Here is a 15,356-nt window from a genome sequence, read left to right on the forward strand (position 1 = left end):
ATTCATTTTCAATACTTTATATTTAAAATTCCTGTTAATACTTTGTGTACATAAGTTCTATAACATTCGAAACCGGTTATTAACTTATTAAGATCAATCTTACCAACATATCCACCGTATAATAATAACAACAGTTTTCTTTTAAATTAATCTCTCCAATTAAAATAGGGGTGTGGACAGCAGTTACCCAGAGCTAATCAAAATTTGGTAGTAAATTCAGAAAAGACAAGGTCTTGAAAAAATAGTTTTTATTATGCATGCATAATTTTTTTTAGTAAATTGATTGGAGTATCGCAAAATGAAAAAGGAAGAAACGATAGACTTTCATATTAAATCCTGTTGGCATTCGATTTCGAGAATTTATAACCAAAAAGCCCAAATCGAAGGGATTACAGGATCAATGGGTTTTGTTTTGATTAACATTCATTCTTCAGAAGGTACTGCTGCCACTAAAATTGCTCCTATGATGGGCTTGGAATCTCGTAGTTTAACGAGAATACTAAAAACAATGGAGCAAAAGCAGTTAATAGAAAAGCATCCCGATACTAAGGACGGGCGATCGGTAAGAATCTTCCTCACGCCGTTTGGAAAGGAAAAGAAAATGGTAGCGGTAAAAACCATCAAGGAATTCAACGAAAAGGTTCGCAATGCGTTAACAGATGATGAGATCAACAATTTCTTTAGTCTGTTTAAAAAAATTCATGCCGTCATAGAAAAAATCGATAAATAAATCAAACCGGAAATAGTTAGCCAGCTGAAATTAAAACCCTCCATGAGACGAACGATAAAAAAAATAGCAGTTTTAGGATCCGGAATCATGGGGTCCAGAATTGCTTGTCATTTTGCCAATATAGGTGTAGAAGTGTTACTTCTTGATATTATACCTAAAAGTATAAATGAAAAAGAAAAACAAAAAAACCTTACACTCCAAGACCAGGCGGTTAGAAACAGAATAGTCAATGAGGCATTAGAGAGCGCATTGAATTCCACGCCGTCGCCTATTTATTCGACCGATTTCGCTAGCCGAATTACTACAGGAAATTTTGAGGATGATTTGCCAAAAATAGCTTCATGTGACTGGATCATTGAAGTAATTATAGAGAATTTGGAAATTAAGCAGGGTCTTTTTGAAAAGGTAGAACAATTCAGAAAAAAGGGTACGCTGATTACATCCAACACATCTGGCATCCCTATACATCTAATGGCAGATTCCCGATCGGCTGACTTTCAGGAATGCTTTGCAGGAAGTCATTTTTTCAACCCTCCCCGGTATTTGCGTTTATTGGAAATAATTCCCGGACCAAATACTTTACAGGAAAATGTAGATTTTTTGATGGATTATGGGGATCGGTTTTTAGGAAAAGAAACGGTTCTTTGTAAAGACACTCCAGCTTTTATTGCCAATCGAATAGGAGTGTATGCCATCATGGCTGCAATCCATACCATTGAAAAGATGGGACTTGGTGTATCGGAGGTCGATAAAATGACAGGAACAGTAATTGGCAGAGCCAAATCCGCAACATTTAGAACGTTGGATGTGGTCGGTTTGGATACGACGGTACATGTAGCCAATAATCTCCATAAAGTACTGGAGCATGATGAATCCAGAGATACATTTAAACTTCCAAAGAGTGTTCAGGTTTTAAGTGAAAACGAATGGTACGGTGATAAGAGCGGAAAGGGCTTTTTCCACATGATCCGCCACGAAGACGGCAAAAAAGAATTAAAGGAAATTGATTTTCAGACTTACGAATACAAACCTGCCGAGAAGCCAAAAATTAAAGCCCTTGAAAAAGCGAAGGGCATCGATAATCTTAAGGAAAGGATTCGTTTTCTGGTAAATTTTGACGATACGGCTGGAGAATTTTACAGGGCTACGTTTTATGATCTATTCCGCTATTGTTCTTTCCGGATTCCAGAAATCGCAGACGAACTATACCGGATTGACCAGGCTGTAAGTGCTGGATTTGGTTGGGAATACGGTCCATTTGAAAATTGGGATATCCTGGGAGTAAAGGAAACAGTTTCCAAGATGGAACAAGCAGGCGAGAAACCGGCAGCCTGGGTTTATGAAATGCTGGAAGCGGGTATCCCTTCTTTTTACACCGTAGAAAAAGGAAAGAGGCACTACTATGATATTTCCGACAAAGCGTATAAAGAAGTTCCCGGGCTAGAAGAGTTCATTTTACTTGATACTTTAAAAGCGGCTAATCGAAAGGTATGGTCTAATGAAGGCGCCAGTATTTATGATATGGGAAATGATGTTTTAGGACTGGAATTTCATACAAAAATGAACTCGCTGGGTCAGGAGGTGGTAGAAGGAATCAATACTGCTATTTCCACGGCTGAAAAATCCTATAAAGGATTGGTTATAGGAAATGAAGGAGCGAATTTTTCGGCTGGAGCCAATCTGGCCATGTTGTATATGTTTGCAGGAGATCGTGATTTTGATGAAATCGATGTGATGATAGCGCAGTTTCAAAAAACGATGATGCGGGCGAGGTACTCTTCCGTTCCAGTAGTAGTCGCTCCCCATAACATGGCCCTGGGTGGGGGCTGTGAACTTTCTTTACATGCGGATAAGGTGCAGGCACATGCCGAGTTGTACATGGGCTTGGTAGAAGTGGGCGTGGGTTTGATCCCAGCTGGTGGTGGTACCAAAGAAATGGTTTTGAGGTTTTCGAAAAACCTGGTTTCAGGAGACGTGGAGTTAAACCGGCTGCAGGAATCATTTATGAATATTGCTACGGCCAAGGTTTCTACCTCAGCTGAAGAAGCAAAAGGATTGGGATACCTCGAGCAAAAGGATTCAATTTCCCTAAACCGAAAACGGCAATTGGCTGAGGCAAAGCAAAAAGTGTTAATGCTTTTTGATGCAGGCTATTCGCAGCCCATTGAAAAAAAGGATATTCGTGTTCTTGGGAAAATTTCCCTCGCTTTGTTTGAGGCGGGCATCACTGGCATGCAGTATGGTCATTACATTTCGGACCACGATGCAAAAATTGCACGAAAATTGGCCTGGGTAATGAGTGGCGGAGATTTATCTGCACCAACTGAGGTTAGCGAAAGTTTCCTGCTGGAATTGGAAAGAGAGGCTTTTCTTAGTCTGACCGGCGAACAGAAAACCCTGGAAAGGATTCATAGCATATTATTCAAAGGCAAACCGTTAAGAAATTAATTGGTTAGGAAAATAGCTGCTGAGATAGATTGTGTTTCAATCAAGTAAATCGACAGAGAATTTGGAAAATTAATTTAATCAGCAGCTCAACCGAATCTAAAGTGGTATACGCAAATTCGTAAAGACAATAATAATGGATGCATACATAATCAATGGTTACCGATCGGCAGTAGGAAAGGCAAAAAAAGGAAGTTTTCGTTTTTACCGTCCCGATGACCTGGCTGCAGATGTAATCAAATACCTGGTTGCCCATACTCCCGGATTGGAAAATAGACGGGTAGATGACTTGATTGTAGGAAATGCCATTCCGGAAGCTGAGCAAGGAATGCAAATGGGAAGGATGATTTCTCTTTTGGCACTTGGAGAAGAAAACCCCGGTTTTATTGTGAATCGCTATTGCGGTTCCGGATTGGAGGCAATAGCCCTGGCTACCGCAAAAATCAATATGGGGATGGCCGATTGCATTATTGCTGGAGGAACAGAGTCCATGTCCTTGTTGCCAATGATGGGTCACAAGACGGCATTAAACTGGGATATTGCATCCAATAACCCAGATTACTACCTGAGTATGGGATTAACGGCAGAAGAATTGGCCAAAGATTATAACGTAAGTCGGGAGGATGCCGACCAATTTTCAGTCAAATCTCATGAAAAGGCTCTAAGTGCCATTAAGGAAGGACGCTTCAAAGATGAAATTGTTCCAGTAGAAGTGGAAGAAACCTATCTGGACGAAAATGAGAAAAGAAAAACCAGGAAAAATACCGTGGACACAGACGAGGGGCCTCGTCCCGGTACCAGTATGGAAGTATTGGCAAAATTAAAGCCTGTATTCAGACAAGGGGGACAGGTGACAGCAGGAAACTCCTCGCAAACCTCTGATGGAGCGGCTTTTGTAGTAGTGATGTCCGAGAAAATGATGAAGGAGCTGGGTCTGGAACCCATGGCTCGGTTATTATCTTATTCAGTGGCAGGAGTCGAACCGAGAATAATGGGAATAGGTCCTAAATATGCCGTTCCCAAAGCCTTGAAGCAAGCGGGACTATCCCTGAATGACATCGACCTGATAGAGTTAAACGAAGCTTTCGCTACCCAGGCCCTGGCTGTAATCCGTTCCCTGGATTTCAATCCAGACATCGTTAATGTAAACGGAGGAGCAGTGGCATTGGGTCATCCCCTTGGCTGCACCGGAGCCAAACTTTCGGTGCAAATCATAAATGAACTTAAGAAGCGGCAAGGAAAATATGGTCTTGTAACTGCCTGCGTAGGAGGTGGGCAGGGAGTGGCCGGAGTAATCGAACTGTTACAATAGTTGTCTGAGATTTTTCTCAATGAATTAACGCTTTCCCAAATAATGGTATATGGAAAAATTGCGCAAGAAAAACAGCTTAAACGGAGGCGCGTTTCTAATTCAGGAAACCAACTTTTCGGATATTTTTATTCCCGAAGCCTTCAGTGAAGAACAAATGATGATGGCTCAGGCTTGTCAGGATTTCATGGACAAGGAAATCTTGTCCCGGATGGAAGAGATTGACAGCATGAAGCATCCCGATCTTGTTCCTTCTATACTTAAAAAAGCGGGTGATCTGGGATTGTTGGCCATTTCCGTTCCCGAATCTTATGGAGGGCTGGGAATGAGTTTCAATACCTCCATGCTGATAGCGGATATAATTGGCGCAGCAGGATCTTTTTCGACGACCTATGGCGCACACACGGGCATCGGAATTTTACCGGTATTGTATTACGGGAACAAAGAACAGAAAGAAAAATACCTACCCAAACTATCCAATGCCGAATGGGCTGCCTGTTATTGCTTGACGGAACCCGATGCTGGCTCGGATGCCAATAGTGGAAAAACCAAAGCGACCCTAAATCCGGAAGGAAGCCATTACCTCATTAACGGGCAAAAAATGTGGATCTCAAATGCTGGATTTGCGGACTTTTTCATTGTTTTTGCCAAAGTAGATGACGATGCCAACCTTTCTGCTTTTTTGGTGGAGAAAGGTTTTGGCGGCATCAGCATGAATGAGGAAGAACATAAGATGGGCATTAGGGGCAGTTCTACGCGACAGGTTTTCTTCAATGATTGCCCGGTTCCAGTAGAAAACATGCTTTCCGAGCGAGGTAATGGATTTAAGATTGCGGTTAATATTCTGAATATCGGGCGGATTAAATTGGGTGCAGGTGTTTTGGGTGGATGTCGTAGGGTGTTGGGTCTTGCGATTCAATATGCTGCACAACGAAAGCAATTCGGAGTATCCATTGATTCTTTTGGAGCCATCCAAGCCAAGCTTGCGGAAATGGCGATCCGAACCTTTGCATGTGAGTCCCTTTGCTACCGGGCTGGACAGGATGTGGAAGACCGGATAGAAGCATTAGAGGGAGAAGGAATGGAACCAGCCAAAGCCCGGTTAAAAGGAGTAGAACAGTTTGCCATTGAATGTGCGATCGCCAAAGTACATGGTTCGGAAGTGCTGGACTATGTAGTGGATCAAGGGGTTCAAATTTACGGAGGCATGGGTTATTCAGCGGAGGCTCCGATGGAGCGGGCCTACCGTGATGCTCGCATTTCCCGGATTTATGAAGGAACCAATGAAATTAACCGCATGCTAATGGTGGGCATGTTGCTCAAACGCGCAATGAAAGGCGAGTTGGACATTGCTGGTTCCGCCAAGCAGGTGGCAGAAGAACTAAAGGCGGTTCCGGATTTTCCGGATAGAGATTTTTCTCATCCGCTTTCAATGGAAAAATCTGCTTTGAAGAATCTGAAAAAACTTTTTTTGATGATTGGTGGACAAGCGGCCAATACGCTGGGGGAAAAACTGGAGGAAGAACAAGAAATCATGATGAACCTGGCCGATATCATGATAGAAATTTATGCCGCTGAATCAACTTTATTACGAGCAGAGAAGCTTTTCGAAGAAAAAGGGGAGCAGGCTTCGAAACATCAGCTTGCCATTAGCAAAGTTTACTTGTATGAAGCCGAAGAAAAAATTCGCAGTGTGGGCAAAGAGGCCATACTTTCTTTTACCTCCGGTGAGGAGCAAAAATTCCTGCTGATGGGGCTAAAAAGATTTACCCGTTATGGCGAAGCAGTCAATCCAAAGGAACTACGAAGAGAAATTGCTGCGGCATTGATTGAACAGGGAAAATATTTCTTTTTTCATGCCTAACAAGGAAACCAGAAAACTAAGAATATGAAATCGAGCCTGCCTGAGGCAGACAGGCATGACGAGAACGTAAAAGAGTGGGATGATTATAAAGCATGCGAGATTCCATATCGCCGCTTAAAGACAATTATAACCATATGAAACAACCGGAAGTGTGGCTTAGAGGACCTGTTCCAGATATCCCCTTTTTTTTGCAACCTGCGGCTCATGCAATATTACAGACCTTGGAAGAAGTGGAAGGGTACATGGGGGACTTTCCGGAAAAATACTTATGGAAAACCGTAGCAGGAAGAGCCTCGGTTGGTTTTCATTTACGACATTTGACGGGAGTGCTTGACCGCTTGCTTACCTATGCTGAAGGAAAGGAGTTGAGCGGAGCCCAGCTGGAATATCTGAAAAATGAAACCATTCCGGATTCTGAGGGGAGTGAAGCGTTGGTGCAGCTTTTTCGGGAAAAGGTTCGAGAAGCACTGAATATTTTCAAAGAGACTCCAGAAGAAAAATTGCGGGAGCCCAGAACGGTTGGAAGGAAAAAACTACCCAGCAGCGTTTTGGGGCTGTATTTCCATGCTGCCGAACATAGTCAACGACATTTGGGGCAATTACTAACTACCATCAGTTTCGTAAAAAATTTAGCGGACGCTTCTGCTGGATAATCTGATACCAAATTATTTTTTGCGGGTCTATAGTGACCATATCACGCATTCAAAACTTACCTGGTAGATCAGACGTAAACCTATTTGAAAAACCACTAACTTTCTAAATCTCCGCAACACTGTCTTGAAAAGACCAATCGGAGCCATTAACATTGGATGATAGAATAATAATCGTTCATGAAAAGAAGACATGCTACGCTGAGTGATATTGCAAAAGCCCTAAATGTATCCGCTTCGACAGTTTCCAGAGCTTTGCATGACAGCCCGTTAATAAGAAAGGAAACTAAGGATTCGGTTATAGCTATGGCCAAAGCGCTGAATTATCAGCCCAACCAACAGGCCATCGGCTTACTGAATAAAAAGACCAAAATAATCGGGGTAATCGTTCCTGAAATAACTGGGTATTTTTTTGCTACAGCCATTAACGGCCTCCAAGATTTTGTGGAAAATACGGGATACAAGTTAATAATCGGGCAATCGAACGAATCCTTCGATCAAGAAGCAAAATTGATGGAAACCCTGTCTCTTGCAAGAGTGGACGGGCTTATTATTTCCCCAACATCGGAAACAACCAGCAATATCCACTTAGAGAAATTTAGGGAATCGGGGATTCCGGTGGTTGTATTTGACCGGGATTGTCCCAATTTTTTATCTGACAAGGTATTTGTCGATGACTACGAAGGTGCTTTTCAAGCGGTGGATTATCTAATAAAAACCGGTTGCCGAAAAATTGCCCATCTAGGAGGTCCCGCAAATCTGACCACCTGCCGTTGTCGGAAAAGGGGATATCTTGATGCCCTTACTCAGAATGGAATTACGCCTGATCCGCAATTGATTTTGGAAGTGCCAGGCTTTACACCTGATTGTGGAGAGGAGATTATCCGGGATCTTTTGGACAGGGAGGCGATTCCAGATGCCATTTTTGCCGTTAACGATGCGGTAGCCATAGGTACCATGCCTGTTATTTTAGAAAAAGGATTGCGCATTCCCCAGGATATTTCCCTGATTGGTTTTGATGATGAACCCTACAGTCAGTATTTCATGCCGTCACTTACTACCGTTTGGCAACCAGTATACGAGCTGGGGCTGCTATCCGGTAGGATACTTATGAATCATATACTCCATAGTCCGGAGGAATACGACTATAGGTATGAGTTATTAAAACCGGAACTCATTGTCAGACAGTCTTCCAAGCCTTTGGTCTAAACCGATAGGATTAATATAGGTAACGTTTTCCATGGCAATAATCTGGTATGCCTATGGCGTTACGCTACTCTATTTTTTAACGAGCTAATGGAAAGAAGTGAACCAAATATCATTCGCTGAATCTCAAAACAGCCCCTGGAAAACCTGAGGGTATCAATGGTGAATTTTTATTATAGATAGTTAAATAATGAGGAGCGATGGTATTGCTTCCAAAAAAAAGAAAAAGAGCGGTTATTTAAAACTTAGTATTTACAAAATTTAATTCTGAACCTGATGGTATAACAACACCAAATAGGAATCAATTCTTCCATGCAAACCTTTGCATAAATATTTTTGTCAGACTGCACATTAACGCTTTAATTTGGTCCTTTCTTACGCTGGTAAGGTGAATATTCAGAACCGATATCACTAAACCAAAAAACTTTCCAAGTCATCGTTTTTCTAGAAAGAAGCGTGTCAAATTAAAAACTATCTAACCAATTTTATGAGACGAATGTTACAAATTGACCGAAAGGGGAGGTGTTTTCCTTTCCTAAAAAGCGGCAGCTTTCTGCTGCTGTTATTAATTTTCCTTAACCAAGGCGTTTTTGCTCAATCTACCGAGGTTACGGGCACTGTAATTTCTGGAGAGGATGAGCAACCTATTCCCGGTGCCTCTGTGTTGGTAAAAGGTACATCTACTGGTACAGTGACCGACCTTGATGGAAACTTTACCATTTCAATCTCTGATCCTTCCGATGCGGTATTGACCTTTTCATTTATTGGCTACCTTACACAGGATGTACCAGTGAATAACCGTTCGAATTTATCTGTGACATTATCTCCGAATGTGACGGAAATGGATGAAGTAGTGGTAGTAGGCTACGGTGAAACAAGTCGGCGCGACCTTACGGGAGCTGTAGTATCGATGGACGCCGATAACATTAAAGAAACAAATAAAGTAAATGCGTTTCAATCTCTTCAGGGACAGGTAGCAGGAGTGAATATTCAAATGGCGGATAATAAGCCAGGAGGGGGATTTAATGTACGAATCCGTGGATCCAACACCATTAATTCAAATGAGACGGTATCCCAGGGAGGCTTTACTCCTGGACAAAACCCGCTATTTGTAGTGGACGGGATGTTTGTTAATGACATTTCATTTTTAAATCCTGCGGACATAGAAAGAATGGACGTCTTAAAGGACGCTTCTGCTACTGCCATTTATGGTTCCCGCGGAAGTAATGGTGTAATCATCGTAGAAACCAAGAAGGGAAGTCAGGGAAGAGTTTCCGTGCAATACGATAATTATATAGGTGTCAAACAAGCCTATGACTTGCCGGATATGCTGCAAGGGGAAGAATTTGTGGCCTATTTCCGGGATGCCGTAGTTGGGAATGCCTATGCATCAGGAAATTTTGGTCTATCACCTGAAGATGTAAACCTGGAGGACTTCATGCGACCTAATGAACTTGAAAATGTGGCCAACGGAGACTATGTAGATTGGATTGATCTGGTGAAGCACAACGGTATCCAACAAAACCATTCCTTGGGATTAAATGGAGGAAACGAAAATACGGTTTACGGTTTAGGAGTTGCTTATACCCGGGATGAAGGTACGTTTGAGGGAGAAAATTACGAACGGTATACCATCCGGGGTAACATGAGCAGTAAACTTTCTGAATTGTTTTCCATGGCGTTTAGCAACTATGCCACCTTTTCTATCCGAGATGAAGGTAGCCGGGAGGGATTGAGAAGTGCTTACCGCTTGCGGCCGACGGGTACTCCCTTTGATGAAAACGGAGATCCATTATTCTTTCCATTGCAGGGTGAAACCTTTATCACCAACCCCCTATTTGAGCCTGATAATATTACCAGAGAAACACGTACGCTTAATTACCTGAGTAACCTTTCGCTGTCATACACGCCCCATCCTAACCTGAAGATAACTTCTAATTTTTCCCCAAATATTGAGTTTAATCGGTATGGAGAATACAGAGGACGTTATGCAAAATCCACCAGTGGCAATATAGGTAACAGAAGAGCAGACGTAACCAACGGAAATAGGATTTCCTATACTTGGGATAACATTGTCAATTACAAATGGGAACCTGGCGCAGATCATGTGTTAAACGCGACCTTGGTATATTCACTTTTTTCGGACCGGTATGAAAACTATCGGATTGAGCGAAGAAATTTTCCAACAGATGAATTTCTGTTTTACAACATTGATGCTGGGTCCGATTTGAGAACGGCAGAAGGAGGATTTTCCAAGCAGACCTTGATCTCTTATACGGGCCGGTTTAATTATGCTTACAAAGACAAATACCTGGTAACCGTTACTGGTAGGTACGATGGTTCTTCGATATTGGCGGAAAATAACAAATGGGCATTTTTCCCTTCTGCCGCAATCGCCTGGAGGGTCATTGACGAAGGTTTCATGCAAAACCAGAGCCTTTTTGAAGAATTAAAACTTCGATTAAGTTATGGGGAGACGGGCAATAACGGTTCAGGCGGAGGACTGGCCCCTTTAGGTTCCCTTTCGTTGATTGGTAACAATTTTACCAACCTTGGGGATCAGGTAGCCCAAACCGCATTTGTAACCAACCTTGCCAACCAAAATCTTACCTGGGAAAAAACCAAAGAGGTAAACTTTGGTGTGGATTTCGGTCTTTTCAACAACCGCGTTTATGGTTCCCTGGAATTGTATAACCGTAACAACACGGGAATTATATTTTTCCGTCCAACAGCACAAGTTACCGGATTTTCAGGGGTTTTTGAAAACGTCGGGGAGGCAAACAATAAGGGAATAGAGTTGAGCATCAATTCTGTAAATGTCGACAATGGAGATGTTAAATGGACCACTTCTCTAAACTTTGCGAGGAACGTTAACAAGGTAACCCGACTTTACGGGGATCTTGATCAAATCCTTTTTGGAGTTCAGGCGGGGTCTTACATTCATAAAGTCGGAGAGCCATTAGGCTCCATTTTCACCTATGAGTTTGATGGAATATGGCAGATGGACGAAGTGGACGTTGCCCAAAGCTTCGGCCAACAGCCAGGCCAGGTCAAGGTAAAAGACTTGAATGATGACGGTGTAATTGATGCCGATGACCGAACGATTATCGGTGCCAACCTGCCTGATTGGACCGGCGGTATATCTAACTCGTTCAATTACAAGAACTGGGATTTTACGTTCTTCGTTCGGACCAGCCAGGGCGCGGTTTCACCAAGTTATTTCCATATTTCTCACTCCGGAGGTTTCGATGGTACCCCTGCAAGATTTAATAGTTTGCATACCAACTACTGGACCCCAGAGAATCCATCGAATGAGTGGTATCAGCCAAGTAACAACGGACCCTTCGCCGAACCGTTGATTTACAGAGATGTGTCATTTGTAAAAGTGGGGTACATCACCTTGGGCTATAATTTTGGGCAGCGGCTTCTCGAAGGACTTAAGATCAACGATCTTAGGCTTTATTTTACAGCCCAAAACCCCTTTACTTTTAGCAGTTATGAAGGCTGGGATCCGGAAAACGCAGCCCGTAATAGCTGGGGCTCTGCCTATAACTCCCGGATTCTTATGGGCGGTATCAATGTGAAATTTTAATCAGAAGGCATCATGAAAAATAAAAGCATATTACTACTATTATATACGGCCGCACTTTTCACTTTTACAGCCTGTGCGGACTATCTGGAAGAGGAAAACAGGAACTTCCTTTCTGATCAGATCTTGCTTAGCAATCCCCAGGCATTGGACCAATTAGTGGCCAATGGATATGACAAATTGCGGTTAGCTACAAGTAATTTTGACCTGGACCACCAGGGTACCGATGTATTTACACGTCGGGATATCGTGGCAGGTATCAGCGATTTGAACGACTATGTAAACCTACTTCCTACAAACGGTGCTGTCGGTGCGTATTGGGCAAACTACTACAATGTAATTGCCGCAGTAAACACGGCCATCAGCAGGGTGGACGAGATACAAGGTCTCAGTGCTGCTGACAGAACCAGAGGATTGGCGGAGGCCAAATTTCTAAGAGCCTACGCCTATTTTCATTTGGTAGAAAATTACGGAGGAGTTCCCTTAATTTTGGAAGAAATTCAAACAGCTCAGGCAGAATTTAATCGTGCCAGCGAAACGGAAGTTTACAGTCAGATCATTTCGGATCTCGACGAAGCCTTGGCCGGTGTAGAAGAAACTCCCAGCCTTTATGGCAGGGCTTCGAAAGATGCCGTTCGACACCTGAAAGCAAAAGTATTGCTGACCAGAGGATACAAAGATTTTGGGAGTGCATCCGATTTTACAGAGGCAGCAGCATTGGCAGAAACAGTGATTGGGAACCGGCCTCTAGTGGATGATTTCGCGTCTCTGGTTTCGAGGGAAAATCAACGAAATAGTGAAGTAATTTTTGCCGTTCTGTATGGAGCAGACCCGGTAGCCAGGGGAATTGGTAATTTCCGGCATTTGTTGTTTAAGTTTGTTTATGATGTGTATCCCGGACAGACCCGTTCTACCTTATATCACAGAGGCCTTGGACGTGCACCTACACCTTACTTTTACGAACTATTTGAAGAAGGTGATGATCGTGAAGCCGCAACCATCCGAAGGTTGATGATCGCAGAAGTTAATAGTGCAGAGAGAGCTATCACAGCAGGTGATACCAGCATTTATTTTCCTAAAAACCCTTGGTCTCAGGAGGAAATTCAAAGTAAGGAGTATGAAGTAATTAATCCCGGGGAATACTATACGCCAAATGGAATTACCCAAGTACATTTTCCCATGTTCAAGAAGTTTGATGATCCCGGAGTTCCTTACACCAACCCAGGTATCAACCCGGATGGAGAAAGGGATGCTGTATTGATGCGTTCCGGGGAAACCAGACTAATAGCTGCTGAAGCGTATTTGCAAGCCGGAAATGCGACAAAAGCTGCCGAACATTTAAATGCACTGAGAAGCAGGGCAGGTTTGGACAATCCAATCGCGCCATCCGAGGTGACACTGGATCGTATTTTAGATGAAAGTGCCATTGAAATGGCAGGAGAGATCAGCCGGTGGATGGATTTAAAGCGAACCGGAAGGTTGATCGAACGGGTGTTGGCCCATAATCCGCATGCTGCACTAAATAACGCCATTAAACCCTTCCATTACCTAAGGCCCATTCCTCAGAGTGAAGTGGATGTGAGCGGAGGCACCATCGAGCAAAATGAAGGGTATAACTAATTCCTAACCCTAAATTTTAAGAGACCTTTCATGCTGAGAGGTCTCTTTTTTTTAAATCTTTGTATTTTGCATCTGCCAATTGCACCACCCTACTAGTAATATGAAGAAAATCACCAGAAATACATTTCTGAAACAATCCCTAAGTATGGGGGCTACCATGTATGCCTTGCCTAATTTCCTCTTAGCAGGAGATTTATCAATGGACGGAAAAAACTCATTTTCCGAACTCTGGAAGAAAATGGTTACGGCAAATGATGCCCATGTTTCATCACTTTTGGAAATGGGTGATGCTGCCAATAGGCATGGTGGAAGAAGTTTTGGTTATAATTTTGCCTTTCTGGCCGCCGCTTATGTCTGCAAGGATTCCGAATACTATCAGGCCAACAGGCTGATTCCCCTGTTGGAGAGTACCGCGGATAAATTGATTGCCAGCCAAAGACCGGACGGTACCATTAATGCCGGAAATCTGGAGTCACCTCCGGATACAGCCTTTATCATGGAGCCCCTCTGTGCCGGAGTTTATATCCTCAGCACACTACAGGATAGGCGCCTGAAACCGGTTATGTTGAAAATCGAAGATTTTATCAAAAAAGCGGGGGAGGCATTGGTAGTGGGTGGAGTACACACGCCTAATCATCGTTGGGTAGTGTGCCATGCACTGGCCAGGATCAACCAGCTATATCCAGATGGAAGGTACCTGGACCGCATTGACGAATGGTTGAGTGAGGGGATTTTTCTGGATGAAGACGGCCATTACCCGGAAAGAAGCATGAATTATTCCGATGTGGAAAACAACGCCTTTATTACACTGGGCAGGTTATTAAACAGACCGGAACTATTTGAAGCGCCCCGGAAATCGCTGCAAATGACCTACTATTACATGGAGCCCAACGGAGACCTGGTCACGTTTGATTCCAGAAGACAGGATCAATATTCCGCTCGAAGCATTGTTGTTCAGTACTTACACTACCGTTTTTTAGCCATTTACGATCAAGATGGAGTCTTTGCATCCATCGTTAACATGATAGAGGGCTTTCCTGGTTTTGACCGTGTCATTACCCGGGAGGCCTTGTTCTATTTTATGGAAAACGAATGGTTGCGAAAGGAATTACCTCATCCCGCACTAGTTTCAACCAATTTCGAAAAAGTTTTCCAAACCAGCAGCCTGCTTCGGATCAGACGCGAAGAAACTACCGTTACCCTATTTGGTGGTGTGGATTGGCCTCTGATTATTGCTTCCGGCCGATCGGTTAGCCCCAATTTTTTCTCTTTTAGAAAAGGCAATGCCATCTTGAAATACATGCGTATGTCGGCAAGCTTTTTTAGCATGGGGTATTTTAGAAGTGAAGGCTTATGGAAGGAAGGTGAGCGGTACGTGCTTTACCAGAAATTAGAGGCGCCCTACTACCAGCCTTTACCGGATCATCTCAAAAACGAAAGCGGAGACTACGAATTGACACCCAGTATAGATGGTCGATTTTGGAGCAAAATGGCTTTTGATAAAAGGCCTGTAAGCAATGTAAAAACCCTGGAAAGCAGGGTGACCCTATCCGAAGAGGACGGAAAAGCTTCCTTGCTTTTTGAAGTGAATGGGCTGGAAGGAGTGGCGGTTACCATCGAAATGTGCTTTGATGAATCCGGAAAACTTACCGGGGTAACTCCTTCCGATACCGAAAAAGACAATTATTTTCTGCCAGAGGCTTATGGAACCTTTAATAGAGAAGGCGATACCCTCACCTTTGGTCCTGGAATAATGGAACACCAACGAATCAGCAGGTTGGCCGGAGAGCAATATAGTGTCCATTTTGGATCGCTAAGGACCGCAGGGAATCACGTTTACCTGACTGGATACACCCCTTTCAAACATACAATCACTTTTGAGTAAGGAAAAAGCAACGTTTACATGCAAATTTCAAGGGAGTCGGCGCACAAATAGGAACACT

9 protein-coding genes are annotated in these 15,356 nt (G+C 43.2%); all 9 read left to right on the forward strand.

The window, feature by feature from the left end; translation table 11 throughout:
• Nucleotides 1-298 precede the first annotated feature (298 nt).
• The 9 genes from GKS34_RS12255 (at nt 299) to GKS34_RS12295 (ending at nt 15,298) form a co-directional block, all read left to right on the forward strand.
• Nucleotides 299-730 carry a MarR family winged helix-turn-helix transcriptional regulator gene (locus GKS34_RS12255; protein ID WP_163385120.1) on the forward strand — a complete coding sequence of 144 codons (432 nt, stop codon included), beginning with the start codon at nt 299-301 and terminating at the stop codon, nt 728-730.
• 42 nt (nt 731-772) lie between these two features.
• Nucleotides 773-3,178: a 3-hydroxyacyl-CoA dehydrogenase/enoyl-CoA hydratase family protein gene (locus tag GKS34_RS12260; protein WP_163385121.1), complete on the forward strand. Its 2,406-nt coding sequence runs from the start codon at nt 773-775 to the stop codon at nt 3,176-3,178.
• Between the two features lie 133 nt (nt 3,179-3,311).
• A complete protein-coding gene (locus GKS34_RS12265; RefSeq protein WP_163385122.1) occupies nt 3,312-4,487 on the forward strand; it encodes a thiolase family protein in 1,176 nt (391 codons plus the stop codon).
• Between the two features lie 49 nt (nt 4,488-4,536).
• A complete protein-coding gene (locus GKS34_RS12270) occupies nt 4,537-6,348 on the forward strand; it encodes an acyl-CoA dehydrogenase FadE (protein ID WP_163385123.1) in 1,812 nt (603 codons plus the stop codon).
• Between the two features lie 92 nt (nt 6,349-6,440).
• Nucleotides 6,441-7,001 (forward strand): DinB family protein, encoded by a 561-nt coding sequence (locus GKS34_RS12275; RefSeq protein ID WP_240459285.1) that lies wholly within the window; start codon nt 6,441-6,443, stop codon nt 6,999-7,001.
• 177 nt (nt 7,002-7,178) lie between these two features.
• Nucleotides 7,179-8,207, forward strand: coding sequence for a LacI family DNA-binding transcriptional regulator (locus GKS34_RS12280; protein ID WP_163385124.1), 1,029 nt, complete (start codon nt 7,179-7,181; stop codon nt 8,205-8,207).
• A 484-nt stretch (nt 8,208-8,691) separates the two neighbouring features.
• The gene (locus GKS34_RS12285; RefSeq protein WP_240459286.1) at nt 8,692-11,796 is read left to right on the forward strand and encodes a SusC/RagA family TonB-linked outer membrane protein; all 3,105 of its coding nucleotides are present in this window, start codon (nt 8,692-8,694) and stop codon (nt 11,794-11,796) included.
• Nucleotides 11,797-11,808: 12 nt separating this feature from the next.
• On the forward strand, nt 11,809-13,413 hold the full coding sequence (locus GKS34_RS12290; RefSeq protein ID WP_163385125.1) for a RagB/SusD family nutrient uptake outer membrane protein: 1,605 nt from the start codon (nt 11,809-11,811) through the stop codon (nt 13,411-13,413).
• 100 nt (nt 13,414-13,513) lie between these two features.
• On the forward strand, nt 13,514-15,298 hold the full coding sequence (locus GKS34_RS12295; protein WP_163385126.1) for a hypothetical protein: 1,785 nt from the start codon (nt 13,514-13,516) through the stop codon (nt 15,296-15,298).
• Nucleotides 15,299-15,356 lie beyond the last annotated feature (58 nt).

This window comes from Cyclobacterium jeungdonense (assembly GCF_010994275.1).
GTDB classification, from domain to species: domain Bacteria; phylum Bacteroidota; class Bacteroidia; order Cytophagales; family Cyclobacteriaceae; genus Cyclobacterium; species Cyclobacterium jeungdonense.

Excerpts from the sequence above, each read along its gene's own strand:
- GKS34_RS12255 (WP_163385120.1), top strand. The coding sequence starts at position 299 with ATGAAAAAGGAAGAAACGATAGACTTTCATATTAAATCCTGTTGGCAT.
- GKS34_RS12260 (WP_163385121.1), top strand. The coding sequence starts at position 773 with ATGAGACGAACGATAAAAAAAATAGCAGTTTTAGGATCCGGAATCATG.
- GKS34_RS12265 (WP_163385122.1), top strand. The coding sequence starts at position 3,312 with ATGGATGCATACATAATCAATGGTTACCGATCGGCAGTAGGAAAGGCA.
- GKS34_RS12270 (WP_163385123.1), top strand. The coding sequence starts at position 4,537 with ATGGAAAAATTGCGCAAGAAAAACAGCTTAAACGGAGGCGCGTTTCTA.
- GKS34_RS12275 (WP_240459285.1), top strand. The coding sequence starts at position 6,441 with ATGCGAGATTCCATATCGCCGCTTAAAGACAATTATAACCATATGAAA.
- GKS34_RS12280 (WP_163385124.1), top strand. The coding sequence starts at position 7,179 with ATGAAAAGAAGACATGCTACGCTGAGTGATATTGCAAAAGCCCTAAAT.
- GKS34_RS12285 (WP_240459286.1), top strand. The coding sequence starts at position 8,692 with ATGAGACGAATGTTACAAATTGACCGAAAGGGGAGGTGTTTTCCTTTC.
- GKS34_RS12290 (WP_163385125.1), top strand. The coding sequence starts at position 11,809 with ATGAAAAATAAAAGCATATTACTACTATTATATACGGCCGCACTTTTC.
- GKS34_RS12295 (WP_163385126.1), top strand. The coding sequence starts at position 13,514 with ATGAAGAAAATCACCAGAAATACATTTCTGAAACAATCCCTAAGTATG.